The organism is Streptomyces sp. NPDC014733 (genome assembly GCF_043083385.1).
In the GTDB taxonomy this organism is placed as follows: Bacteria; Actinomycetota; Actinomycetes; order Streptomycetales; family Streptomycetaceae; genus Streptomyces.
Window position 1 is genome coordinate 1 of sequence record NZ_JBIBYO010000019.1, and the last position, 22,569, is coordinate 22,569.

At 74.7% G+C, this 22,569-nt stretch carries 18 protein-coding genes and 1 pseudogene; 7 read left to right on the forward strand and 12 right to left on the reverse strand.

Going from position 1 to position 22,569, the window contains the following annotated elements:
* The 5 genes and pseudogenes from ACF1BH_RS28590 to ACF1BH_RS28610 form a co-directional block, all read right to left on the reverse strand.
* A pseudogene (locus ACF1BH_RS28590) lies at window positions 1-182 on the reverse strand (urease accessory protein UreG); the annotation flags it as partial.
* A gap of 36 nt (window positions 183-218) precedes the next feature.
* On the reverse strand, window positions 219-893 hold the full coding sequence (locus tag ACF1BH_RS28595) for an urease accessory protein UreF (RefSeq protein ID WP_391647109.1): 675 nt from the start codon (window positions 891-893) through the stop codon (window positions 219-221).
* Between the two features lie 51 nt (window positions 894-944).
* A complete protein-coding gene (locus tag ACF1BH_RS28600; protein ID WP_391647111.1) occupies window positions 945-2,969 on the reverse strand; it encodes an urease subunit alpha in 2,025 nt (674 codons plus the stop codon).
* A complete protein-coding gene (locus tag ACF1BH_RS28605; RefSeq protein ID WP_391647113.1) occupies window positions 2,962-3,687 on the reverse strand; it encodes an urease subunit gamma in 726 nt (241 codons plus the stop codon). Before ACF1BH_RS28605 ends, ACF1BH_RS28600 begins: the two co-directional genes overlap by 8 nt.
* Before the next feature lie 460 nt (window positions 3,688-4,147).
* Window positions 4,148-5,629 carry a diacylglycerol/lipid kinase family protein gene (locus ACF1BH_RS28610; RefSeq protein ID WP_391647116.1) on the reverse strand — a complete coding sequence of 494 codons (1,482 nt, stop codon included), beginning with the start codon at window positions 5,627-5,629 and terminating at the stop codon, window positions 4,148-4,150.
* A gap of 446 nt (window positions 5,630-6,075) precedes the next feature.
* On the opposite strand from ACF1BH_RS28610, the gene ACF1BH_RS28615 reads away from it, so the two are divergent.
* The 6 genes from ACF1BH_RS28615 (at window position 6,076) to ACF1BH_RS28640 (ending at window position 12,751) form a co-directional block, all read left to right on the forward strand.
* Entirely contained in the window at window positions 6,076-6,492 is a 417-nt protein-coding gene (locus tag ACF1BH_RS28615) for a hypothetical protein (RefSeq protein ID WP_391647118.1), read from the forward strand.
* Window positions 6,493-6,636: 144 nt separating this feature from the next.
* Window positions 6,637-7,770, forward strand: a complete 1,134-nt coding sequence (locus ACF1BH_RS28620) for a PLP-dependent cysteine synthase family protein (RefSeq protein WP_391647243.1) — start codon at window positions 6,637-6,639, stop codon at window positions 7,768-7,770.
* A 44-nt stretch (window positions 7,771-7,814) separates the two neighbouring features.
* Window positions 7,815-9,020: an MFS transporter gene (locus ACF1BH_RS28625; RefSeq protein ID WP_391647245.1), complete on the forward strand. Its 1,206-nt coding sequence runs from the start codon at window positions 7,815-7,817 to the stop codon at window positions 9,018-9,020.
* 240 nt (window positions 9,021-9,260) lie between these two features.
* Complete coding sequence (locus tag ACF1BH_RS28630) at window positions 9,261-9,815, forward strand: hypothetical protein (RefSeq protein ID WP_391647120.1); 555 nt, start codon at window positions 9,261-9,263, stop codon at window positions 9,813-9,815.
* A 104-nt stretch (window positions 9,816-9,919) separates the two neighbouring features.
* Window positions 9,920-11,572 (forward strand): multicopper oxidase family protein, encoded by a 1,653-nt coding sequence (locus ACF1BH_RS28635; protein ID WP_391647123.1) that lies wholly within the window; start codon window positions 9,920-9,922, stop codon window positions 11,570-11,572.
* Between the two features lie 222 nt (window positions 11,573-11,794).
* Window positions 11,795-12,751, forward strand: a complete 957-nt coding sequence (locus ACF1BH_RS28640; protein WP_391647125.1) for an NAD-dependent epimerase/dehydratase family protein — start codon at window positions 11,795-11,797, stop codon at window positions 12,749-12,751.
* A gap of 156 nt (window positions 12,752-12,907) precedes the next feature.
* Here ACF1BH_RS28640 and ACF1BH_RS28645 read toward each other — a convergent pair whose 3' ends face one another.
* Window positions 12,908-13,453 carry a DinB family protein gene (locus ACF1BH_RS28645; protein ID WP_391647127.1) on the reverse strand — a complete coding sequence of 182 codons (546 nt, stop codon included), beginning with the start codon at window positions 13,451-13,453 and terminating at the stop codon, window positions 12,908-12,910.
* A 147-nt stretch (window positions 13,454-13,600) separates the two neighbouring features.
* Here ACF1BH_RS28645 and ACF1BH_RS28650 point away from each other — a divergent pair, with 147 nt between their 5' ends.
* The gene (locus ACF1BH_RS28650; RefSeq protein WP_391647129.1) at window positions 13,601-14,563 is read left to right on the forward strand and encodes a helix-turn-helix transcriptional regulator; all 963 of its coding nucleotides are present in this window, start codon (window positions 13,601-13,603) and stop codon (window positions 14,561-14,563) included.
* A gap of 36 nt (window positions 14,564-14,599) precedes the next feature.
* Here ACF1BH_RS28650 and ACF1BH_RS28655 read toward each other — a convergent pair whose 3' ends face one another.
* The 6 genes from ACF1BH_RS28655 to ACF1BH_RS28680 form a co-directional block, all read right to left on the reverse strand.
* The gene (locus ACF1BH_RS28655) at window positions 14,600-15,997 is read right to left on the reverse strand and encodes a lanthionine synthetase C family protein (RefSeq protein ID WP_391647131.1); all 1,398 of its coding nucleotides are present in this window, start codon (window positions 15,995-15,997) and stop codon (window positions 14,600-14,602) included.
* Window positions 15,994-19,200, reverse strand: a complete 3,207-nt coding sequence (locus tag ACF1BH_RS28660; protein ID WP_391647133.1) for a lantibiotic dehydratase — start codon at window positions 19,198-19,200, stop codon at window positions 15,994-15,996. Before ACF1BH_RS28660 ends, ACF1BH_RS28655 begins: the two co-directional genes overlap by 4 nt.
* Before the next feature lie 119 nt (window positions 19,201-19,319).
* Window positions 19,320-19,454, reverse strand: coding sequence for a hypothetical protein (locus ACF1BH_RS28665; protein WP_391647135.1), 135 nt, complete (start codon window positions 19,452-19,454; stop codon window positions 19,320-19,322).
* Window positions 19,455-20,312: 858 nt separating this feature from the next.
* Window positions 20,313-20,870, reverse strand: a complete 558-nt coding sequence (locus ACF1BH_RS28670; RefSeq protein ID WP_391647247.1) for a TetR/AcrR family transcriptional regulator — start codon at window positions 20,868-20,870, stop codon at window positions 20,313-20,315.
* A 66-nt stretch (window positions 20,871-20,936) separates the two neighbouring features.
* Window positions 20,937-22,301 carry an amidase gene (locus ACF1BH_RS28675; RefSeq protein WP_391647137.1) on the reverse strand — a complete coding sequence of 455 codons (1,365 nt, stop codon included), beginning with the start codon at window positions 22,299-22,301 and terminating at the stop codon, window positions 20,937-20,939.
* Complete coding sequence (locus tag ACF1BH_RS28680) at window positions 22,288-22,545, reverse strand: hypothetical protein (protein WP_391647139.1); 258 nt, start codon at window positions 22,543-22,545, stop codon at window positions 22,288-22,290. Before ACF1BH_RS28680 ends, ACF1BH_RS28675 begins: the two co-directional genes overlap by 14 nt.
* Window positions 22,546-22,569 lie beyond the last annotated feature (24 nt).

A 22,569-nucleotide genomic window follows, 5' to 3' on the forward strand; every position in this document is an offset into this window, starting at 1 on the left:
AGGGACAGCTCATCACGCAGCGCACGGCACAGGGCCGCGACGGTGGCGGTCTTGCCGGTACCGACCGGACCGCCCAGACCGATGCGCAGCGCACGACGGGTGCCGTCGGAACGGGTGGGCGCCGCGGCGCTGTAGCTGTGGCGGTGCGGGAAGATCTCGTCGAGTTCGTGGTCGAGGTGCATAGGGGCCCTGCCTGAGTGGTCATGGGGTCGGGTGGGTCAGGAGGCGAAGAGGCGGACCGGCCAGGCGGCGTGCTGCTCCGCGGTGATGTCGAGCAACGGCGCCGACGCGGCCGGCAGGACGTCGACACCTTCTTCGGGAACACGCCGGGCGGCAGCGACGGCAGCCGCGGCCACCCGGTCCAGCTCGGGCGCGAGGCGGGCGAGTACGGCGGTGGCGTCGAAGGGGTCCAGGCTCAGCAGCCGGACCACCGCCGTCGCCGGACCACTGACGTTCTCGTACGCCACCGCATAGGCGGCATCCAACGGCGTCAGCCCGGCCGCCCGGGCCGCCAGACCCAGCACCACCGGCTGGTGGGCGCCGCGCGGCCGCGCCACCGCCAACGCGTCCAACTCCGCCGACGGCCAGGCCGCCCGCGCCGCCCGCATCATCTGACGGCCCAACCGACGGGCCGCGGTCCGCAGCGCCGGCACCGGAGTACGGGCGTCGGCCGCGTCATCGAGAGCCAGCGGGTCGCCGCCGGCCGCGGCGGCCGCGGCGAGCCCCGCCGCGACCAGACCCGCGGTGTGCAACCGGCCGCGGCAGAACGCCTCCAGGGAGGCGGCGTCCGTGATGCGGCCGGCCGCCACCGCGGCCTCCGCCCCGCCGGAGTGCGCATGCCCTCCGGCGGGGAACCGGCCGTCGGCCAGCACCATGAGGGCGGCACGGTTCATCGCGGGCCTCCGGGGTGCGTGCCGTGCGTGGATGAGGTCATCTGCGCCACGTCAGAAGAGGAAGTACCGCTGGGCCATGGGCAGTTCGCTGACGAAGGCCCGGTCGACGATCCGGTCCTCGACGAAGGTCGTCACATCCGTCACCTTCGCGCCGCCGATGACGACCTCATAGGTGTCGGGGTCGATCTCGACCTCGGGGGTGGCGTTGTTCTCCTTCATGTGTTCCTTGAAGACACCACGGGTGTCGGTGATGGCCTTGAACGGCTTGTTCAGCTTGCGGCGTCGGGGCCGGCCGTCGTCGGGGGCCGGGTCCGAAGCGGCGGTCCTCCGGGCGGCGTCCGCGTCGATGGCCCGCTGCGTGACGAAGTTGTAGGAGATGGCGCCCGGCGCCAGGCCGGTGGATCCCCACATGGGGCGCGGCAGCACCGGCTGCGGGGTGGGAATCGAGCCGTTGGGGTCGCCCACCTGGGCATACGCGATCTGCCCGCCCTTGATGACCAGATGCGGTTTGACGCCGAAGAACTTCGGCTCCCACAGCGCGAGATCGGCCAGCCGGTCAGGCTCCACCGATCCCACCACCCCGTCGATGCCCTGGGCGAGGGCGGGGTTGATCGTGTACTTCGCGACGTACCGGCGGGCGCGACGGTTGTCGGCGAACGGCTCCTCGGGCTCCGGTGTGGTGTCCGCCGGTTCGCCGGGGCGCGGCTTCCCGCTCTCCGGCCACTCCTGCGTCCTGCTTGGCGGCAGGTCCTCCTTCAGGAAGCCCCGGCGCACCTTCATGACGTGCGCGGTCTGCCAGGTACGCATGATCATCTCGCCGATGCGGCCCATGGCCTGGGCGTCCGACGACATGATCGAGATGGCGCCGAGGTCGTGCAGGATGTCCTCGGCCGCCATCGTGGAGGGCCGGATGCGGGAGTCCGCGAAGGCCAGGTCCTCGTCGACCTTCGCGTTGAGGTGATGGGCGACCATCACCATGTCGAAGTGCTCCTTGACCGTGTTGACGGTCAGCGGCCGGGTGGGGTTGGTGGAGGCCGGGAGGACCTTCGGCAGGCTGACCATCTTGATCATGTCGGGGGCGTGCCCGCCGCCCGCGCCCTCGACGTGGAAGACGTGGAGGGGACGGTCGCCGATGGCGGCGATGGTGTTCTGGAGGAAACCGGCCTCGTTCAGCGAGTCGGCGTGCAGCGCCAGCTGTACGCCGGTCTCCTCGCAGACCTGAAGGCAGTGGTCGAGGACGGCCGGGGTGGCGCCCCAGTCCTCGTGGATCTTGAAGCCGATGGCACCGGCGTCCACCTGGTTGAGCAACGCGTCCCGCGACATGGTGGCGCCCTTGCCGAGCAGCCCGACGTTGACCGGGAAGGAGTCCAGCGCCTCGAACGTGCGGTCCAGATGCCAGGAGCCGGGCGTGACGGTGGTGGCGGTGGAGCCCTCCGCCGGTCCCGTGCCGCCACCGATGAGGGTGGTGACGCCCGAGGCCAGGGCCTCGCCGACCTGGTCGGGGCAGATGAAGTGGACGTGGGTGTCGATCCCGCCCGCCGTGAGGATCAGGCCCTTGCCCGAGATGACCTCGGTCTCCGCTCCGACGACGAAGTCGGTGGGCGTCGGGCCGATGCCGTTGTGCGGGCCGGCGCCTTCGTGGACGGGATCCATGATCTCGGGGTTGTACCCCTTGCCGAGCGCCAGGATCTTGCCGTCCCGGAGCGCCACATCGGCCTTGACGACGCCCCAGTGGTCCAGCACGACGGCGCCGGTGATGATGGTGTCCGGGGGCGGGAGCGCACCGCGGGCCGCCGCCTCGGCGCCCTCTTCGGGCGCACGCGCATCACGCGGGACGACGGACTGCCCCATCGATTCGCGGATCACCTTGCCGCCGCCGAAGACCATTTCGTTGCCGCTGCGACCGGGGCCGCCCGACCAGTCGGCCTCGATCTTGATCTTCAGCGCCGTGTCGGCGAGGCGGATACGGTCGCGGACCGTGGGGCCGAACCGGTCCGCGTAGTCGGCACGGACCAGCGGGGCGTAGGGATTCGGCTGCTCCTGGCAGCAGGGACAGCGGTCCGGGCACTCAGCCATGGATCGGACACCTCTCGTCCTCGATGGCCCCTTCGTCCTGCGTGAGGGAGCCGTTGGTCTTCCTGGGCAGTCCGGGGGCGTTCAGGCTCAGGCCGTGGATCACCTTCGCGCCTTCGAGGGGCACGAGTTCGACCTCCTCGTCGAAGCCCGGCTCGAACCGCACCGAGCTGCCGGCCGGGAGATTCAGACGTCTGCCCCACGCTTCGCGGCGGCAGAACACCAGCTCGGAGTTGGCCTCGGCGAAGTGGAAGTGCGAGCCGACCTGGACGGGGCGGTCGGCCCGGTTCTCGACCTTGACCTTCGTGACCGCGCCGTTGTCCCGGTGGCGCTCGTTGAAGACCACGACCTCGTCCCCGTCCAGCGGGGAGAAATCCGTCTTGCCCGGCCAGACGGCCGGTTCCTCGTCCTTGCCCGCCTCGGGGAAGGGATCGTGGATGGTGACCAGCTTCGTACCGTCGGGGAACGTGGCCTCCACCTGCACGTTCTCGATCATCTCGGGGACGCCCTCCATGACCTCTTCGCGGGAGAGCACCTTCCGCCCGGAGGACATGAGGTCCGCGACGGTCTTCCCGTCCCTGGCCCCCTCGAGGACATGCACGATCAACATCGCCGTGGCTTCGGGGTAGTTGAGCCGCACCCCCCGGGCCCGTCGCTTCCCGGCGACCTCTGCCGCCAGGTGCATCATCAAGCGTTCCTGCTCGTGTGGAGTCAGGTGCACAGCCCTACCTCGTATTCGTCCTGCCCCGGACGGCTGCCGTCCCGGGCTCTACACGCCGTGGTTCGGCCGTGCACCATGACGCGGACACGGCGGAGCCCAAGACCTCGCACCCCGCTTCACCCGGCACGGCTCCTGCGCCGCCGCCGGCCAACACCCCAGTCGTAGCGCTGATTTGACCATCGCGCCGAGGTGCCACCACGTGACCACCCGGATCAGCACCCGCACGGGGGAACGCGGAGATCACCATTCGAATAGCCCGCTGCGGCCGCTCCGGAAGGGAGCGGGCGTCCGGCCCTTGATTCACCAACGGGCCTTGGTCTTGTCCTGCCGACGACGCCGGCACAGGCAGTACGGGGGCGCGGCGCCACGAAGGCTCAGCCGTTGCACCCATCGCCACCGCGCTCTCCTTGGCACTCTGAACCTCCGCACCCGCATCCGGCACGGCGGAGCCGTCTTCCGCTCACCCGCCCCGCCCCCGGGCCAGCCGTCCCACCCGGCGCCAGTCCATGGGCGGCGTGGGGGTGACGGCGCCCGGACGGTTGCGGGGGACGCGGACGCGGAGGGCCCGGGGGCGGACGGTGCAGGTGACCGGGGTGGGCATGCGGAGGGCCTCGCCGTCGACGGCTACGGGGAGGTCGGCGGCGGGGGCGGTGACCGTGACGCGGTGGGCGGTCAGGACGGTCAGCGCGGTGGACCGGTCGCCGAGTACGGCCAGTTCGGCGGCGCGGGCGGCGCTCTCCACACGGATGCCGAGGATGCCCAGGGTGCCGGTGTCGAGGCGAGGGCGGCGCCCCGCGGCGCCGAGGTCGTCGGGGGAGGCGTACGGGTTGTTGCTGATCAGCAGGGCTTGCTGGGCGGTGAGGGTGGCCGGGCGGGCGGGGCCGGCGGTGGGCTCGGCGGGACCGGCCGCGCCACCGGCGGGGGCGGCACCGCCGGCCGGGGCGGCACCGCCGGCGAGCGGTGTGCCCGCCGTCGCGCCGGAGTCCGGCGCGGGGGCGAGGGTCTCGAAGTGGCCGTCGAGGCGCGGCCCGCGGTCCCCCGTGAGGAGGTCGGGCATGAGGGTGAGGGCGGTGCCCGCCTTGGCATCGCGGTATTCGGGGCGCTGGACGATGTCCGCGTAGACGCCGAACGAGACGGTGTTGACGAAGGCGCGGCCCGCGACATCGCCGAGGTCGACGTGGAGGTCCTCGCCGTCGGTGAGGGCGTCGAGGCAGCGGGCCGGGTCGGTGCGGTCGAGGCCGAGGTCCAGGGCGAAGTGGTTGCGGGTGCCCGCGGAGATCACCACGAACGGCAGGCCGTGGGCGGCGGCGACCGCCGCGACCAGCGCCTGGGTGCCGTCGCCGCCCGCCACGCCGAGCAGATCCGCACCGTCCGCGACCGCCTCGCGGGCGAGCGCGGCGACATCGGCCGGGGCGGCGGGGTCGAGCAGGATGACACGGGCACCCAGCTCCTCGGCGCGTTCGGCGAGCCGGAAGCGGCCGACCTTGCCGCCACCGGACCGCGGATTCATGATCAGGACCGGGCGCCGCGGCGGGCGCGCGGCGGCCCTGCGCCGGGGCCGGCTGCGGTCCGCCACCCGTAGCGCCGCCTGTGCGCAGGTCAGCGCCGTGGCCCAGCACACCAGCAGGACCAGCGCCGTGAGCCACAGTCCGGCGAGGGTGAAGAACGCCAGGACGGCGGCGGGCGCGGCGACCGCGACGCACGCCCCGAGCAGGCGCACCACGCCCCGGTACGCCAGGAACCACCACACGCCGACGGCGCAGATGCCCAGCCCGGCGAGGCCGGAGACGATGACCGCCAGGCCGCCCTCCCCCAGCGCGAGGATCAGCAGGGCGACGACGGCGAGCACCGCCAGTACGGCCAGCCGGGCCAGCAGCCGCGCGGCCGCGCCGCCGCCGGGGCCCGCCACGCGCGTCGCACCGCCGCCGCCCTCATCCGTCACATGCCTCACCTCTCCGCCCGCCCCCAACCTGCCCGCGGCCGGCCGGCGCGGCATCCGGGCCCGGCCGGGCGGGTGAGGCGAGTGGGGCAGGAGGGGCGATTACCAGCCGTATACCGGGTGCCCCGGGGCGGCCCGAATCCATGGTGTCGCGCCCGGTGCGCGCGCCGCGGGCCGGGGAGCGGCCGCCGGCGGCGCGGTACCCGCGCCGGTCCGCCGCGCGGTGACGAACCCGCAGTTCAGCGACGGGGGAAGCCGTGCGGAGCCGCTCCGGACCCTGCGCCGTTCGCCCCGCGTTCGCGCACCCTTCCCGCCCGCTACCGCACCGCGTCACCGGCCGGGCGCCCCCTGGGGCACCGCGTCGCAGCTCCGAACCGCGAGATCCGGCGACCGTTCCGGCCTCCATGTTGACGAATACTTTATGTAAGGGTTCCGGTACGTTGAGCGACGTGATCTTTGGGGTGGTACGCGCCGTGCGGCGGCCCGGGCGGTTGCCCGTGGCCGGTCTGTTCGTGGTGCTCGCCGCCCTCGTCCATCTGCTCGGCTGTGCGCACGGGCCGGCGCCCGAGGCGGGGGCGCGGGTGGATTCCCTCGCCGTGTCCGCCCGGTGGGCCACGGACACCGCGGTGCCCGCGGCCGACGCCGCGCACCGCTCCCCCGGGCCGGAGGCGGACCACTGCCCGGGGGCGGACGTACCCCCGCGGCTCCACCCCGAGCCGACCCTGACCTTCCCCGACGGCGCCCCGGCCGAGCCGGTCGTACTGGCGTCCACGGTGGCGCCGGCGGGCCGGCCGGTCCCGGCCGTCGCGGGCACGCGGGCGCCGCCGCCCCGGGAGCGGGCCGTGCTGGGAGTGTGGCGGATCTAGAAGGGGCCCGTCGGCCGGGCGTGCGGAGTTCCGCGCACGCCGGGCGACGACGACGCGCAGGCCATCCTTCTCTCCGGCCGTGTGCGGCCGTGCGCCGCGCCGGTCGGCCGTCGAAAGAGAACACCGATGAACACCGTCAGTGCCATGACGCCCCCCTGCCCGCCCGCCGCGCTGCCGACCGTGTCCGCGCCGTCGGCGCGGACACCCGCGGGACTCGTCGGCAACACCCCGCTGATCTGGGTGGGTGAGCCGTTCACCGGGCCGGGGCGCGGATTCTGGGCGAAGCTGGAGGGCGCGAACCCCGGCGGGATCAAGGACCGCACCGCCCTGCACATGGTGGGTGAGGCCCGCCGCCGCGGCGAACTGCGCAGCGGTGCCCCGATCGTGGAGTCCACGTCCGGGACGCTCGGCCTGGGGCTCGCCCTGGCCGGGATCACCTACGGGCACCCCGTACGGGTGGTGACCGATCCGGGCATGGAGCCCATGATGCGGGAGCTGCTGACCGCCTACGGGGCCGAGGTCCACCTGGTGGACGCACCGCACCCGGTCGGCGGCTGGCAGCAGGCCCGCCGCGAGCGGGTCGCCGAGCTGCTGGCCGACAGCCCCGGCGCCTGGTGCCCGGACCAGTACCACAACCCCGACAACGTGGCCGCGTACCGCCCGCTCGCCCATGAGCTGGTCGCCCAACTGGGCCGGATCGACGCGCTGGTGGTGAGCGTCGGCACCGGCGGGCACTCCGCGGGGGTCGGCTCCGTGCTGCGGGAGTTCTTCCCCCGGCTGCGGATCGTCGGCGTGGACACGACCGGCTCCACGATCTTCGGGCAGCCCGCGGCGCCCCGGCTGATGCGCGGACTGGGCAGCAGCATCCATCCGCGCAACGTCGCCTACGACCTCTTCGACGAGGTCCACTGGGTGGCCGCCCCGGAGGCCGTGTGGGCGGCGCGCCGGCTGGCCCGCTGCCACTACGCGACCGGCGGCTGGAGCGTCGGGGCGGTCGCCCTGACGGCGCGGTGGCTGGCGGCCGCCATGCCCGCGGAGGCACGGATCGCGGCGGTCTTCCCGGACGGGCCGCAGCGCTACACCGGCACCGTCTTCTCCGACGCGTACTGCCGTGAGCACGGGTTGTTGGGAGCCGCGCCGCCCCTGGCGCCGCAGGAGATCGCCGAGACCGGCGAGCGCACCGTCACCTCCTGGACGCGCTGCACCACGGTGACCGATCCGCTGGGCCGGGGCGCCGTACCGGCCGCCGCCCCGCACGTCGCGGTGGTGGCGCCGTGACGACGCTGTTCCGGACGATCCGGTCGTTCCCCCCGAGCGCCCAGATGCTGATGGTCAATCAGTTCGCCATCAACCTCGCGTTCTACATGCTGATGCCGTACCTGGCGGCGCATCTCTCCGGTGAACTGGGGCTGGCCGCCTGGGCGGTGGGGCTGGTGCTGGGGGTGCGCAACCTCTCCCAGCAGGGGATGTTCCTCATCGGCGGCACCCTCGCCGACCGCTTCGGCTACAAGGTGCCGATCATGGCCGGGTGCCTGCTGCGGACCGGCGGGTTCGCCCTGCTGGGCTGGGTGGACGCGCTGCCCGCGCTGGTCATCGCCTCGGCGGCGACCGGGTTCGCCGGGGCGCTGTTCAACCCGGCCGTGCGCGCGTACCTCGCGGCCGAGACCGGGGAGCGGCGGGTGGAGGGCTTCGCCGCCTTCAACGTCTGCTACCAGGGCGGCATGCTGCTGGGGCCGCTGGTCGGGCTGGCGCTGCTGACGGTGGACTTCCGGCTGGTGTGCACGGTGGCGGCCACGGTCTTCGCGGCGTTGACGGCGCTCCAGTGGCGGGCGCTGCCGCAGCGCCGCGGTGACGACGGGGCCGCGGACACCGCCCCGGACGGGGTGCTGCGGCAGTGGCGGCAGGTCGCGGCCAACCGCCCGTTCCTGCTGTTCTCGCTGGCCATGATCGGTTCGTACGTCCTGACCTTCCAGGTCTACCTGGCGCTGCCGCTGGCCGCCGACGCCGCTCTGGGGACGGCGGGGACGAAGGTCACCAGCGGGCTCTTCGTCGTCTCCGCGGCGGTGGCGGTCTGCGGGCAGCTGCGGCTGACCGGCTGGGCCAGGAAACGGTGGAGTCCGCAGGGCGCGCTGGTGCGCGGGCCGGCCCTGATGGGCGCGGCGTTCGTGCCGTTGGCGTGCGCGGGCGGCACGGCCACGGCGGTGCTCGCCGCGCTGGTGGTGGCGGTGGTGCTGCTGGCGGCGGCCGGTGCGGTGGTCTACCCGTTCGAGATGGAGACCGTCGTCTCGCTGTCGGGCAACCGCCTGGTCGCCACCCACTACGGCCTCTACAACACCGTTTCCGGGCTCGGCATCACCCTGGGCAACCTCGCCACCGGCGCCCTCTGGGACTGGGCGGCCCGCCACCACGCCCTGTGGCTGACCTGGGCCGTGCTGACCGCTACCGGCCTGGGCTGCGCCGCCGCCGTCGCAGCCCTGTCCCGTACGGGACGGCTCGGCGCACCGGAGCCGCGTCCGGTGCCGGTCTGACCCCGGCGGTGTGCCGCGGCGGGGCGGGCCGCGCGCCTGCTCCGCCGCGGCGCACCGGGGCGCGCGCCCGGTCCGCGGTGCGGGCGCGGCCGGCCGGGTCGCGGGTGCGGGCGGCCGGCCCGGGTCGCCCCAGGTCACCGGCGGTGCTCGCCCCGCCCCGCGCCCCGTTGTGCCGCCCGTATACCCCCTCCCGGTACGATCCGGGGACGACGGGTCGGTGGATGTACGGGAGGTCGTGACGTGGCCGGGCAGCGGAGCGGCACCGCCCTGTGCGGCCGGCTGCTGCTCTTCGCCGCGCTGCTGTTCGGCATCGTCGCCATGCACAGCCTCGGCCACTGCGCCGAACACCCCGCCGCCGGTGCCGCCGTGACGACCGCCTCGGCGCACCACGGCCCGGGGCCGGAGCCGGCGGTACCCGCGCCGATGCCACTCGCCCACGGGGCCATGGACATGACCGGGGGAACGGCCTCCGGGACGGCGGTGCGGGACGACGGGCCCGCCGCGGCGGATACGGCCGGGGGCGCGACCAGGGGCCCCGCCTCCGCGACCGCGCGGGGGGACGACGGCCTCGTGCCCCGCGCGCAGGCACCGCTGCCCGTCGGCGGGGCCGACCCGGCGGCCGTCTGTCTGGCGGTGCTCGGCGCGGTCGCCCTCGTCACGCTCGGCGCGGCCCTCGCACGCCGGGCACCGGGCGGGGCGGCCACCGCGCTCGCCCGGCTCCCGTACGCGCTGCGGCCGATCCCGCCGCCCCCGCACGGCATACTCCTCGCCCGTATCTCGGTGCTGCGCCTGTAGGAGCGCGCCCCGCCGCCCCGGGCTGTCGTCAGGACACGCCCCGGGTGCCGGCGCACGTGCGCGTTCCCCCTTTCCCCGCACACCGATACGAGGTGCATTTCCGTATGCGTACCCCCACCCGCCGTGCCGCCCTCGGCACCGGCGTCGCCCTCGCCGGCGGTGGCCTGCTCGCCGCCTGTTCCGGCTCCGGATCCGGCCGGACGGGCCACGGAGGCCCCGCCGCCCGCGACTACCTCGCCCCGGACGGCAAGGAGGTCGCCGCCGCCGAGGCCGCGCGCAGGCCCGGCGCCGTCCGCGCGGTGCGGCTCACCGCCACCCCGTCCACCCTGGACCTGGGCGGGCGCACCGTCCGCAGCTGGTCGTACGGCGACGAACTGCCCGGCAAAGAGATCCGGGTGACGGCCGGGGAAACCCTGGAGGCGACGCTCGCCAACCACCTCCCGCAGGCCACCTCCGTCCACTGGCACGGTCTCGCCCTCCGCAACGACATGGACGGCACGCCGGGGCTCTCCCAGGCGCCGGTCAAGGCGGGCGCGTCGTTCACCTACCGCTTCGCCGCCGCGCACCCCGGTACGTACTGGTTCCACCCGCACTCGGGTGTCCAGCAGGACCGCGGGCTGTACGCGCCGCTGATCGTCGAGGACCCCAAGGAGCCGCTGCGGTACGACAAGGAGTGGGTCGTCGTCCTCGACGACTGGGTCGACGGCGTGGACGGCAGCACGCCTGACGCGGTCCTCGCGGAGCTGCGCAAGGGCATGGACGGCATGGACATGGACCACGGCGGCATGGACCACGGGAACATGGACCACGGCGGTATGAAGATGGAGCACCAGGGCATGGACATGAGCCTGGGCCGCTCGGCCGGCGCGGGCCGGGTGACCACCGCGTCGCTCGCCACCGGCGCCGCCGCCCGGAAGGGGTCCGGCGGGCCGTCCCGGATGATGATGGGCGCGACCAGCGACCTGCTCGGCGGCGACGCCGGGGACGTCGCCTATCCGTACTACCTGGTCAACGGGCGTACCGCGGACGATCCGCAGACCTTCCGCGCCAAGCCCGGCGACCGGGTCCGGATCCGCTTCATCAACGCCGGCGGCGACACCGCCTTCCGCGTCGCCCTCGGCGGCCACCGGATGACCGTCACCCACACCGACGGCTTCCCCGTCACCCACGCCGGGACGGACGCGCTGCTGCTGGGGATGGGCGAGCGGTACGACGTGCTCGTCACCGTCAAGGACGGCGTCTTCCCGCTCACCGCGCTCGCCGAGGGCAAGAAGCAGAGCGCGCGGGCGCTGCTGCGGACCGGCCCGGGCGCGGCACCGAAGCCGACCGTGCGCCCGAAGGAGCTGGACGGCAAGCTGCTCCGCGCGGACCAGCTGACGGCGGAGGCGTCGGTCCGGCTCAAGCCCGGCAGGCCGGACCGGACGATCGAGCTGCGGCTGACCGGCTCCATGGAGAAGTACGACTGGGCCATCAACGGCAAGCCCTACGACCCGGCGCAGCGCCACCCCGTCCGGGCGGGCGAACGCGTCCGGCTCTCCTTCGTCAACACCACCACGATGTGGCATCCGATGCACCTGCACGGCCACACCTTCTCCCTCGGTACCTCGGGCCCCCGCAAGGACACCGCGATCGTGCTCCCCGGCCGCACCGTCCACGCCGACTTCGACGCCGACAACCCCGGTCTGTGGATGCTTCACTGCCACAACGTCTACCACTCGGAGTCGGGGATGATGACAGTGGTCGGATACCTGAAGTAGCCCTGATATTCGGCGAGTTGACCCTTAGGGGTGTGGGCGGGCCGGTCCCTCCGGCCCGCCCGCGCGCCCGGCGGGCGGGCCGGGCCGGGCGGTCACGGCAGCGAAAGGCGAGGCCGACGGGGCGGGCGGGGTGGCCGAATCGCCGTGCCCGGACGCGGTGTTGCGGATTCCCGCCTTCCCGATCGGCACCCGCCCGTCACACCCCCGCGTTACTGTGCCCGCGTGAGCATTCATGTCGTCATTGGGTACGGGCCCGCCGGGGCGGCCACTGCGCAGCTGCTCGTCGAGAAGGGCCACACGGTCAAGGTCGTCACGAGGACAGGACGCGGTGCGCGGGGCGGTGCGGACGGGATCGAGCACCTCGCGTGCGACGCGGCCGACACCCCGCGGCTGAAGGAGGCCGTGCGGGGCGCCGAGGTGATCCACCAGTGCGCCGCGCCGCCCTATCAGCGCTGGGGGCGGGAGTGGCCGGGACTCGTCGCGTCGGTCTGCGCGGCGGCCGAGGACAGCGGCGCGATCCTCGTCATGCTGGGGAATCTGTACGGCTACGGGCCGGTCGAGGGGCCGCTGACCGAGGAGCTTCCGGCGGCGGCGACGGGCGTCAAGGGGCGGGTGCGGGCCGCCGGTTGGGAGCAGGCGAAGGCGCTGCACGACGCCGGGCGGATCCGGGCGGTCGAGGTGCGGGCGTCGGATTTCTTCGGGCCGGGCGTGACCGACGGCGGGCATCTGGCCGGGCGCGTGCTGCCACGGCTGCTGGCCGCCAAGGCGGTCTCGGCGCTGGGCGATCCCGACGCGGAGCACAGCTGGAGCTATGTGCCCGATGTGGCGCGGGCGATGGTCGAGATGGCGGGTGAGGAACGGTCCCTGGGCCGCGCCTGGCACGTGCCGACGTCGACCGCGCGCTCGGCCCGGGAGATGGTGGAGCGGCTGGCCGGGCACGCCGGGATCGAGCCGGTCGAGGTGAAGAAGGTGCCGCCGCTCATGCTGGCCCTCGGGGGCCTGTTCTCCCCGATGCTGCGCGAACTGAAGGAGGTCCGGTACCAGTTCGACCGCGGTTTCGTCATGGATGCGAGCGCGTACGAAGCGGCGTTCACGGTCCGGCCCACGCCGATCGACGAGCAGATCGGGGCGACGGTCGACTGGTGGCGGAGCCGTCTGGAGCACGCCGGAGGAAAGTGACCCCGGGGCACCCCGACGAGGGGATCGGGGGCGCCCCGGAGGAGCAGGGCAGGGGCCCCCGGCCGCACGGCGCACGCCCCTGAGAGCGCACCGGGCGCACGCCGGGAACGGCGTGCGCCCGGTGCGTCGGTGTACGACCGCGCGGCCGGTCCGCGCTCAGCCCATGGACTTCGCGCCGTCGAGCGTCTCGCGGATGATGTCGGCGTGCCCGGCGTGCTGGGCGATCTCGGCGATGACGTGGAGCACCACCCGGCGGGCCGACCAGCGGGTGCCGGCCTCGAACCACGGCGCGGTCGGGAGCGGCTGGTCGGCACCGAGGTCCGGCAGGGAGGCGATCAGCGCGTCGGTGTCGTCGGACGCCTCGGCGTACGCGTCGAGGACCCCGGCCAGCGTCTCGCCGGGCAGCATCCGGAAACTGTCGGCCCGCTTCGCCAGGTCGGCCTCGGTCAGCTTCGTGAAGTCGGGCATCGCGGACGCGCCCTCGACGAGAAAGCGCGACCAGGCGCGTTCCACCGAGGTGACGTGCTTGATCAGACCGCCCACGCACAGCGCGCTCGCGGTCGGGGCCTGCCCGGCCTGTTCGTCGGTGAGGTCACGGGCGGTGAAGCGGAGGAAGTGGCGCTGCTTGGCGAGGGCGGCCAGGAGATCGGCGTGCTCCCCGGTGGCGGCCTGCGGGGTGGTGGCGTGCTGGTCGGCGGTCATCGATGCGCCCTCCGTTGTGGTCGTCCGGTCGAACCGTCCGGACGGCACGCTCGGGCGGTCCGTCCGGGGTTCGATCCCTCGGTCGTCGACCACGCTAGGAGCCATTGCGGCCACTTTCCGGCCGCAATGCCGGGAAGAATCGCGGGCATGGCGAACACCAGCTCCCGGACCCTGCGGCTGCTCTCCCTCCTCCAGACCCACCGGTACTGGCCCGGCACCGAGCTGGCCGAGCGGCTGGAGGTCTCCGCCCGGACGCTGCGGCGGGACGTCGACCGGCTGCGGGAGCTGGGCTATCCGGTCGAGGCGCGGCGCGGCGTCGACGGCGGCTACCAGCTGGCGCCCGGGGCGGCGCTGCCGCCGCTGCTGATCGACGACGAGGAGGCGGTGGCGCTCGCCGTCGGGCTGCAGGCCGCGGCGCAGGGCGCGGTCGAGGGCATCGCCGAGTCGTCGGTACGAGTGCTGGCCAAGGTGGTGCAGGTGATGCCGGGGCGGTTGCGGCGGCGGGTGGAGGCGTTGCGCGCGATGACGGTGCCGGCGCAGTGGGGCCCGGCCGCGGCGGGCGTCGATCCGGAGGCGCTGACCACAGTGGCGCTTGCCTGCCGGGACAGCGAGGCGCTGCGCTTCTCCTACACCGCGGCCGGCGGCCGACGCACCGAACGGCACGTCGAACCCCACCGGTTGGTCTGCCCCGGGCGCCGCTGGTATCTCGTCGCGTACGACCTGATGCGGCACGACTGGCGCAGCTTCCGGGTCGACCGGATGACCGGGCCGCGCAGTACCGGGGAGCGGTTCCGGCCCCGCGAACTGCCCGCCGAGGACGCCGCCGCGTTCGTCCGCGCCGGGCTGGACGGACGGTCGGGCCCGTACCGCGCCGAGGCGGTGGTCGAGGCCCCGGCGGAGACGGTGCGGGGGCGGGTCGGGCGGTGGGTCACGGTCGAGGAGCTGGACGGCGGCCGCTGCCGGGTGGCGCTGACGGCGGAGGCGCTGGAGTGGCCGGCGATGGTGCTGGGGACGCTCGGGGCGGACTTCCGGGTCGTGGAGCCGCCGGAACTGCAGGACATGGTGCGGGAGTTGGCGGAGCGGTTCGGGAGGGCGAGCGGGGAGGGGTGAGGCGGCGCCCCGCACCGGCTCCCTCGGCCCGTCCTCTCAGCGGAGCAGGACCGCCGCGTCCCAGGAGGTGCGCGGCGGGGCGTCGGTGGCGTAGGCGTGGAGGGCGAGGGCGATCCCGGCGGCACCGCCGAGCAGGCCGGGACCGGCCGGAATGCCGCCCCCTACGGGTTCCGGGGCCCCGGAGCGCTCCGGGGTGGCCGGGGACCGGGTCCCGTAGGGGAGGCCGGGGCCGTCCGCCCCCTCAAGGGCGGTCTCGGCCCGGGACCCGTGAGGGACGTCAGGGCCGTCCACCGCCGCCACCGCCGGGAACCCGTAAGGGAGTTCGGGGTCGTACGCCGCGACGAGCCGGGCGGCCAGCGCGTCCCGGTGGGCCGTGAGCCGGGGGTGCGGGGTGTCCTCGGTGAGCGTGTGGCACAGGTGGAGCAGGCCCGCGTGGCCGTGGCAGAAGGCGTGGTCGGTCACCCGGCGGGGGTGGTCGAGGTCGTCGGCGAGGGCGTCGGCGGCGAGGGTGCACAGTCCGGTGTCGCCGAGGGCCCGTCCGGCCTGGTGGAGGGCGGCGGCGGTGGCGGGGGTGCCGTAGCACCAGGCGGTACGGCCGGGGGCGGGCGGCTCGGCGCCGTACCGCTCCAGGGGGATCAGCGCAGGCCAGCCGCCCTCCTCGGTGCGGTGGGCGAGGAGTTCGGCGACGAGATCGGTGACGGCCTCGCGCAGCCCGGGGACGGGGACGCCGGCGCGCAGCGCGGCGGACAGGACGGCGAGCGGACCGCTGATGCCGTGCGCCAGGCCGAAGTTGACGTGACCGTGGGGGTACCGCGGGTCGGCGCTCCCGGGGGTGCTCGGGCCGCCGGGCGCCCACCATCCGGGGACGGGCGTACCGTCCAGGAGCAGCGGCCGGGCGAGGCGCACGAGGTGGCCGAGGGCTTCGGTGAGCGTGCCCTCGTGGGCCGCGCGCCGGAGCAGCAGCAGGCGGGCGAGCCCGCTGACGCCGCTGACCAGGTCGAACCGCGGGAACGGCACCCCGGGGCGGCCCGCGTCCAGGCGGGCGCGTTCCGGTTCGAGAGCACGGGCGACGAGGCGGTCGAGTGCGGCGTCGAGGCGGGTGAGCAGGGCGGCGTAGTCGTCCGGGGTGCGGCGGGCGGCGTGCGCCGCGAGGGCGAGGGCCGGTATGCCCTGGTAGAGCCCCTGGTCCGTCCGGCCGGCGAGGCGGGCGGCGGCCGCGCCGAGGTGGGCGTGGGCGGCCCGGCGGAACTCCGGTCGCCCGTGGGACAGTTCGGCGTGGAGCAGGGCAAGCCCCGGGTAGCCGTGGTCCAGGCTCAGCGGCGCCAGGTCCGGGAAGGCTTCGGCGGTGCGCTGCGGGTCGGCGAGCCTCCCGGCCACCTCGTACGCCACCTCGGCGGCGCGGGAGCGCGGGGCCGGGGGCCGCGGTGGGGTCATCGGGCGTGCCGCCGGCGGTCGGTGTGGGCCTGCGCGGCGCCGCGGGCCACGGCGTGCGCGAGGAGTTCGGCGGGGCGGTCGGTGCCGATGAGGCGGTTGTGGTGCATGTGCAGCAGGGAGCTGAGGACCTGGTCGGGGTCCGACCAGCTCCGTTCCCCGAGATCGCGCAGGAGGGCACCGTAGCGGGCGGTGGCCTCGGCGCGCCGCCGCCACAGGGTACGCAGCGTCTCGTCGGCGTCGCCCGCCGGGCCCGCGCGGTACGGGTCGACCAGCGGCAGGGCCTCGCGGCGGCGCTCGCGGAAGCCGCGCTGCCGCTGCTCGTCCTTCGGGATCCGCCGCACCAGCCAGTCGGCACCGGCGGAGGCGGCCGGGCCCGGATCGCCCGTGGCGTGGAAGGCCCGGGCCAGATCGGCGAAGCCCGCGGCGGCGACCAGCAGCGGTTCGGTCCGCTCGCGCCGGGCGTGCCGTCGGCGCAGATGCTCCAGGACGGCGACGCTGTCGGCGTGGAAGACCCGCTCGGCCGCCTCCATCGCCTCCGGGCCGCCGTACCGCTCCAGCTCCGGGTCGTAGGTGTCCCAGACCGCGCGCCGGGTCAGCGCGGCGGCGTGCAGCGCGGTGGTGACTTCGTGGAGCCGTGGTTGCAGGTCGCGGGCGAGCGCCGCGGCCGGTCCGTGGAAGCGCAGCCGCAGGTGGGGGCCGTCGCCGTCGGTGTAGCGGAGGAAGAACCAGCGGTCGACCTCGTCGGGCAACTCCCCGAGGAACGGGGCGAGATGGCCGGCCAGCAGCTCCTCGTGGCGGTCGGCCGGGGCGTAGAGGGAGAGGTGGAGCCAGTCGCCGCCGGGGAGGTGGACGGTGCCGGGGGCGCGGCGGGGGGCGGAGCGGCGCGTGGCGCGGGGCTTCACGCCCGGGGTGTGCGCTGCGGGGACGGCGCGCACCGGGATGACGACTTCCGCGTGGTGCGGGCCGTCGGGGCCGTGCAGCCAGCCGTCGGGGAGGCCGTTCTCCTCGGGCACCTCGCGCAGGTGGACGCGGTCACCGCGGAGCAGTTCGCGCCGCAGGAGCCGGGCGTGGCCGGGCCGGGTGAGATCGAGGCGGACGAAGCGGTCCCCCCAACCGACCTGGACCCGGTCGGGGACGGCCCAGCGCCGCTGCCAGTCGCGGAACGCCTCCCACCACTGCGCGAACGGCGGTTCGGGCGCCCGCAGTTCCGGGCCGGGGGTCCAGTGCGCCGCGCTGAGGACGGTGCGCCCGTACCGGACGCGTGGCAGCCGGGGCAGCACGGAGGCACCGCCCCATGACCACATGGACCAGGTACGGCGCCCGCTCTCGGCGATCTCGCAGAGGAAACGGGACACATTGGGCAGGCACTCCGCCACGTTGAGCATGTGGAGGACGGCGGGCTCCACCCGCCTGCCGGTGGCCGTGTCCACCAGCCACAGCCCGTCGAGGTCCGCGCACACCGCCAGATCGCGCGGGTCGAGGACGGACGGATCGCCGGGGTCGGCGTAGCAGCCGACCGGCAGCAGGTGGTCCAGCAGCTGCGGCACCTGCGCGATGTTGCCGATCCGGACGTCACCGGGCCGGACGGCGACCTGGGCGCGCACGGTGTCCTCCGCACCGGCACCGCGGGGCGCCGGCTCCGGGGCGTCCCCCTTGCCCACCAGCGCCGCGAGTTCGCCGGCGGACCGCGTGTCGAAGAGGTACCCGAACCGTCCGAGCAGGCTGCCCGCCTGCCGCGACCCGTTGACCAGGACGAACCGGAAGTCACCGGCGGCCATCGCGTCGGCGTCCGGAGCCAGCAGCCGCCCGCAGATCTCCAGCGTCTCCGGCGCCCCGTCCCCGTCCTCGGCGAAACGGCGTACGAAGGGGTGATCGTCGTCCAGGACCACTTCGGACGCGCCGGTGAGCAGCGCTTCCTGGGCGAGTGCGGCCAGCGCCCGGGCGCGCTCCTGATCGGGCGCGTCGCCGGGGGCGGTGCGGGGGCTCGGCGGCCGCCGGTATCCGGCGGGTGCGCCCAACCCGGCGTCCGGGTCGAGCGCTTCGGCCAGGGGAACGGCCCGGCCGGTGCCGTACCGCTCCAGGAACGCCTGGTGGTACTCGCGCAGATGCGCCGGGCCCGCGGTGTCCGGGGACAGCCGCCACAACAGCGCCGCGGCACGGGCGGCCTCCTCCGCCACGGCGGCGGGCAGCCGCACCTCGGCGTCGAGCGCCAGATCCACCTGGAGCAGATCGGTCCCCGGCCGCAGGCGGCGCATCCCGGCGGCGACGTCCCGCAGCTCCGGCACCCCTTCGCCCAGCGGGCTCTCGGCGTAGCGCAGCAGTTCCTTCCGCACGCCGTCGAGTTCGGCGAGCTCCGGCAGGTTCTCGTTGCCGACCGCGCCGCAGACGTCGAGTACGTGCCCGAGCGGGTCGACCTCCTCCAGCGGCGGCCTGGCCCTCGTCAACAGCACGTCGGCACGGACCAGTTGGCCGATCAGACGGTCCGCCGCCTCCTCGGTCAGGCCGGGGAACCGCTGTTGCAGCGCAGCCGCCAGATCGGCCCCGGGCACCGGGCGGTGGGCCAGTTCCAGCACGGCGGCCACCGCCTTCGAGTGGCGCAGGCTGACTTCCCGGACCGCCCGGGTGGTCCGCTCCGCGCCGTCCCGGCCGGACTGCGGTACCTGGGAGAGCACCAGGCGGCCGCCGCGGACCCGGCAGAGGGAGTTGACCACCACAGGGAGGTGGCGCAGCACCTCGGGGCGGCGCTCCCAGGCGGCGACGAGCCCGGTCAGCCAGGCCCGGTCGGGACGTACGGCGCGGCGGTGTGCGGCGCCGAACCGGACGCGGGGCTGCTCGCCGGGGGCGGCGAAGCGGACCGGGGCGACGCCCGCCATCAGCCCGAACGGGGTGGCGCGGCCACGCATCCGCAGACGGTAGGAGGTGAGTGCGCGGACGGCGCGGTGCAGCCGGTCGGGGGCGACGTCCTGACCTTCGTCGAGCACCTTGGTCAGCAGTCCGGCGAGGGGCGGGCTGGCGATCTCCACGGCCTCGCGGACCATCGGGCCGTCGGCGAGCGCCCTCAGCGCGGCGGCCGGACCGTCCGTCTCCCCGGTGGACGCGGCCCCTTCCCCCTCGGGGGCGGGGCGAGGGGATGCGTCCACCGGGTGGACCGGGGCCCGCAGCATGCCGAGGCCGGCGGGCCGGAAGAGGTACTGCTCGGACACCTGGGCACGCTCCTCACCTGCCGCCCGGCCCGGCGCCCGTGCCGTGGCGGCGACGTCTCATCGCACCGGGGCCCGACGGCGGTTCGCCGCGGGCCCCGGGACCACCGGTTCGCTCAGCCTCAGCAGTTGCAGGTGGAGGGCTGGACGGTGAGGATCACCGTGGAGGTCTCACCCTTGGCGGCGGTCTCGTCGGCCTCCTCGTCGAGAAGCTCGCGGATGTCGAGGTCGAAGTCTTCCAGCAGAGCGGCGGGCATATCAGTTCTCCTGTCGTGGGAATTGAGTGGTGCGCGCGGCAGATAAAGGAATTGCGCGGGGCGGGGGAGAAATCCCCGTTCCTTTTATCGGAAGCTGCGCTGCCAGCCAGGTGACCGGGCGCCGTAACCGTAGGACCGGGGAATCCGAACTGTCAACAGTTCCCCGGGAGTTAACGCCGCGCTTACTTCACGCACCGCCGCGCATCTGACCATGTGCCGCTAATGGGACCGGATCCCAAAGCAGCCAAAACCGGACCTCGAAGTCCGGCGGAATTTGATTCTTACATTACCTGCGGGCCGGAATCGGCGGGACTTTCCACCGCTCCCGGGAATTCAATCCACCGTTTTCCTGGTACACCCACCCGACCACCCTCCTGGGACATGACGGCGTCCGCATACCCCCTTTCCAGGACATGGATCCGTCCCCGCTTCCGGTGGCACCCACCGGCCTCCACCCGAGAGGTGTGCAGGTCAGGTGCTACACGAGGGGTGACGCACCCCGAGGGCGACCAGACGGCGACATTGACAGATCCCCCCATTGCGGTGCGGCGTTCATCTCGCTCACATCTCCCGCAACGGACGGGCGTCCGACGGGAAGGTGCACGGCGTCCCGGCAGAGGATCACCGCCCCCACGGATACTCACCGGTAAGAAAGTGCGGCCCCTGCCACGCAAAGTGGATTCGGCGTTACGGTGGGTAATGCGCCGTTCATGTCGCTCATGTGGCGCGCCCCCATTCACCGGGGCGAACGGCGCGGAATACCCTGCCCGTCCGGCCCTTGATCCTCTGTGGCGCGTGAATACTTCCGGAGTAATTTCCGATGCGGCGCCCCCGACATCGGGCCGCGTATCCGCTCCGTCAGGCGGATTCCTCCGGGGTGGCGAGAGCCGTTTCGACGAGATGGTCGGCGTATTCGGCGGTCAGCGGGTCCGGGCGGAACAGGATGCGGTACATCATCGGGGCCACCACGAGATCCATGACCGTCTCCACGGGCGGGGCCGCCTCGCCGCGGTCCAGCGCACGGGCGAGGATCGTCTCGACCTGCCCGGCGGCGTACGCCGAACACTGCCCGGCGTTGGAGCCGTCGGGGTCGCCCAGCAGCGCGTCGCGGACATAGGCGCGGCCGGGCGGCGAGGCCATCTCGTCGAGGAACTGCCGTGCCCAGGCGGTCAGATCGGCGCGGAGCGCACCGTGGTCGGACGGCGGCTCCTCGGGGCGCAGCCGCTCGACCGCGACGTCCGACAGCAGCTCGTGGAGGTCGCCCCAGCGGCGGTAGACCGTCGACGGGGTGACGCCCGCGCGGGCGGCGATCGCCGGGACGGTCAGCTTGGCGCGGCCCTGCTCGGCTTCGAGTTCCCGCACGGCGGTGTGTACCGCCTCCTGTACGCGCGCGCTGCGCCCGCCCGGGCGCGCCATGGGCTTGGGACTCATGACGCCACCTTAAAGCAACATCATTGCGTTCCTCTGCCTTGCGCCCCGGCGTCACGCCGCGGCGACGGCCGGAGCCTCCTCCCCGTACCGGACGGCGTAGGCGTGCCCGGCGCGCAGCACCACCTGCTCGCCCAGGGGAGGCCCCATCAGCTGCATCCCTATGGGCAGCCCGGCGGAGTCCTGACCGACCGGCAGGGTCAGGGCGGGTATCCCGGTGATGTTGGCGGGCGCGCAGAGGCGTACGTACGCGTCGGAGACGCTCTCCGTCGTGCCGTCGGGCCAGCGGACGTCGGACCGCCCGACCTCGGTGGCGGTCATCGGCACGGTGGGCGCGGCGACCACGTCGACCTGCGCGAAAAGGCGTATCCACGCCTCCCGCATGAGCCGTTGGGCCCGCCGGGCGCGCAGATGATCCCCCGCCGTGACGGTGGTCCCGGCCTCCAGCAGCACCCGGACGTCGGGGCCGTACAACTCGGGCGAGGTGCGCAGGGTGGGCTCGTGGTACGCGGTCGCCTCCGGGACCATCAGCCCCCAGTGGACGGCCTGGACGTACCGGGCCATCGGCGTCGCGACGGGGACGAGGGTGGCGCCCAGCCCCGCCATCCGGTCGAGGGCGGTGCGGACGGCGGCTTCCACCTCGGGGCTGACGCGGTCGAAGTAGTAGGTGTCCGGCACGCCGATCCGCAGCCCGGTCAGGCCACCGTCCGGGAGCGGTCCGGCGGGCGTGTCCTCGGGGCCGGTCAGCCCCTGGAGGACGAGGGCGGCGTCGGCGACCGTGCGGGTGAGGGGGCCGACGTGGTCCAGCGACCAGGACAGCGGGGTCACCCCGCGCCGCGGGAGCAGTCCGTAGGTCGGCTTGAGTCCGACGACGCCGTTGAGCGCGGCGGGGACGCGGATGGATCCCCCGGTGTCGGTGCCCAGGGCGAAGGTGGCGGCGCCCGCGGCCACCGCGACCGCGGAGCCGCCGCTCGACCCGCCGGCGATCCGGCCGGCGTCCCGGGCGTTGCGGGTCTGCGGGGTGATCAGCCCGTAGGCGAACTCATGGGTGTGCGTCTTGCCCAGGAGGACCGCGCCGGCACGGGCCAGGCGGGCGGCCACCGCGCTGTCGGCGGATGCCCGGTGACCTGCCCGGACGCGGGATCCGGCGGCGGTCGCCAGCCCCGCGACGTCGATCAGGTCCTTCAGGCCGAACGGGATGCCGTGCAGCGGGCCCCGGTGGCGCCCGGCCGCGATCTCCGATGCGGCGCGGACGGCCGCCGTGCGGGCCGTGTCCCGGGCGACGGCGGCGTAGGGGCCGAGCCGCGGCTGTACGGCGTCGATCCGGTCGAGCACGGAGGCGGTCAGCTCGACCGGGGACAGCTCACGCGCCCGCACGGCGGCGGACGCCTCCGTGAGGGTCAGATCAGCGGGGTGCATCGGCGGCCTCCCGCTCGGTGGTGTGGTCGGCCGGGGGCGTCTCCCCGAGGTCCAGCTCCCGCAGCGGACCGAGCACGGTGTGGAGGTGGTGCGCGACGGCCGCGACCTCGGCGTGCCGCTCCGCCGGCAGCCGCACCCCGGCCCGGAGCGCCGCCCGCGCGGCCTCCGCGGGGGTGAAGCCGGGACCGCCGCCTCCGTCCTCCTCCACCGGCGCGGTGCGCGCGGCGCCCTCCACGAGCTCCATGAACATCCCTCCGTACAGGCGTGG

Excerpts from the sequence above, each read along its gene's own strand:
- ACF1BH_RS28675 (WP_391647137.1), bottom strand. The coding sequence starts at position 22,301 with ATGCACCCCGCTGATCTGACCCTCACGGAGGCGTCCGCCGCCGTGCGG.
- ACF1BH_RS28595 (WP_391647109.1), bottom strand. The coding sequence starts at position 893 with ATGAACCGTGCCGCCCTCATGGTGCTGGCCGACGGCCGGTTCCCCGCC.
- ACF1BH_RS28645 (WP_391647127.1), bottom strand. The coding sequence starts at position 13,453 with ATGACCGCCGACCAGCACGCCACCACCCCGCAGGCCGCCACCGGGGAG.
- ACF1BH_RS28655 (WP_391647131.1), bottom strand. The coding sequence starts at position 15,997 with ATGACCCCACCGCGGCCCCCGGCCCCGCGCTCCCGCGCCGCCGAGGTG.
- ACF1BH_RS28600 (WP_391647111.1), bottom strand. The coding sequence starts at position 2,969 with ATGGCTGAGTGCCCGGACCGCTGTCCCTGCTGCCAGGAGCAGCCGAAT.
- ACF1BH_RS28650 (WP_391647129.1), top strand. The coding sequence starts at position 13,601 with ATGGCGAACACCAGCTCCCGGACCCTGCGGCTGCTCTCCCTCCTCCAG.
- ACF1BH_RS28635 (WP_391647123.1), top strand. The coding sequence starts at position 9,920 with ATGCGTACCCCCACCCGCCGTGCCGCCCTCGGCACCGGCGTCGCCCTC.
- ACF1BH_RS28680 (WP_391647139.1), bottom strand. The coding sequence starts at position 22,545 with ATGGAGCTCGTGGAGGGCGCCGCGCGCACCGCGCCGGTGGAGGAGGAC.
- ACF1BH_RS28620 (WP_391647243.1), top strand. The coding sequence starts at position 6,637 with ATGACGCCCCCCTGCCCGCCCGCCGCGCTGCCGACCGTGTCCGCGCCG.
- ACF1BH_RS28670 (WP_391647247.1), bottom strand. The coding sequence starts at position 20,870 with ATGGCGCGCCCGGGCGGGCGCAGCGCGCGCGTACAGGAGGCGGTACAC.
- ACF1BH_RS28625 (WP_391647245.1), top strand. The coding sequence starts at position 7,815 with ATGCTGATGGTCAATCAGTTCGCCATCAACCTCGCGTTCTACATGCTG.
- ACF1BH_RS28665 (WP_391647135.1), bottom strand. The coding sequence starts at position 19,454 with ATGCCCGCCGCTCTGCTGGAAGACTTCGACCTCGACATCCGCGAGCTT.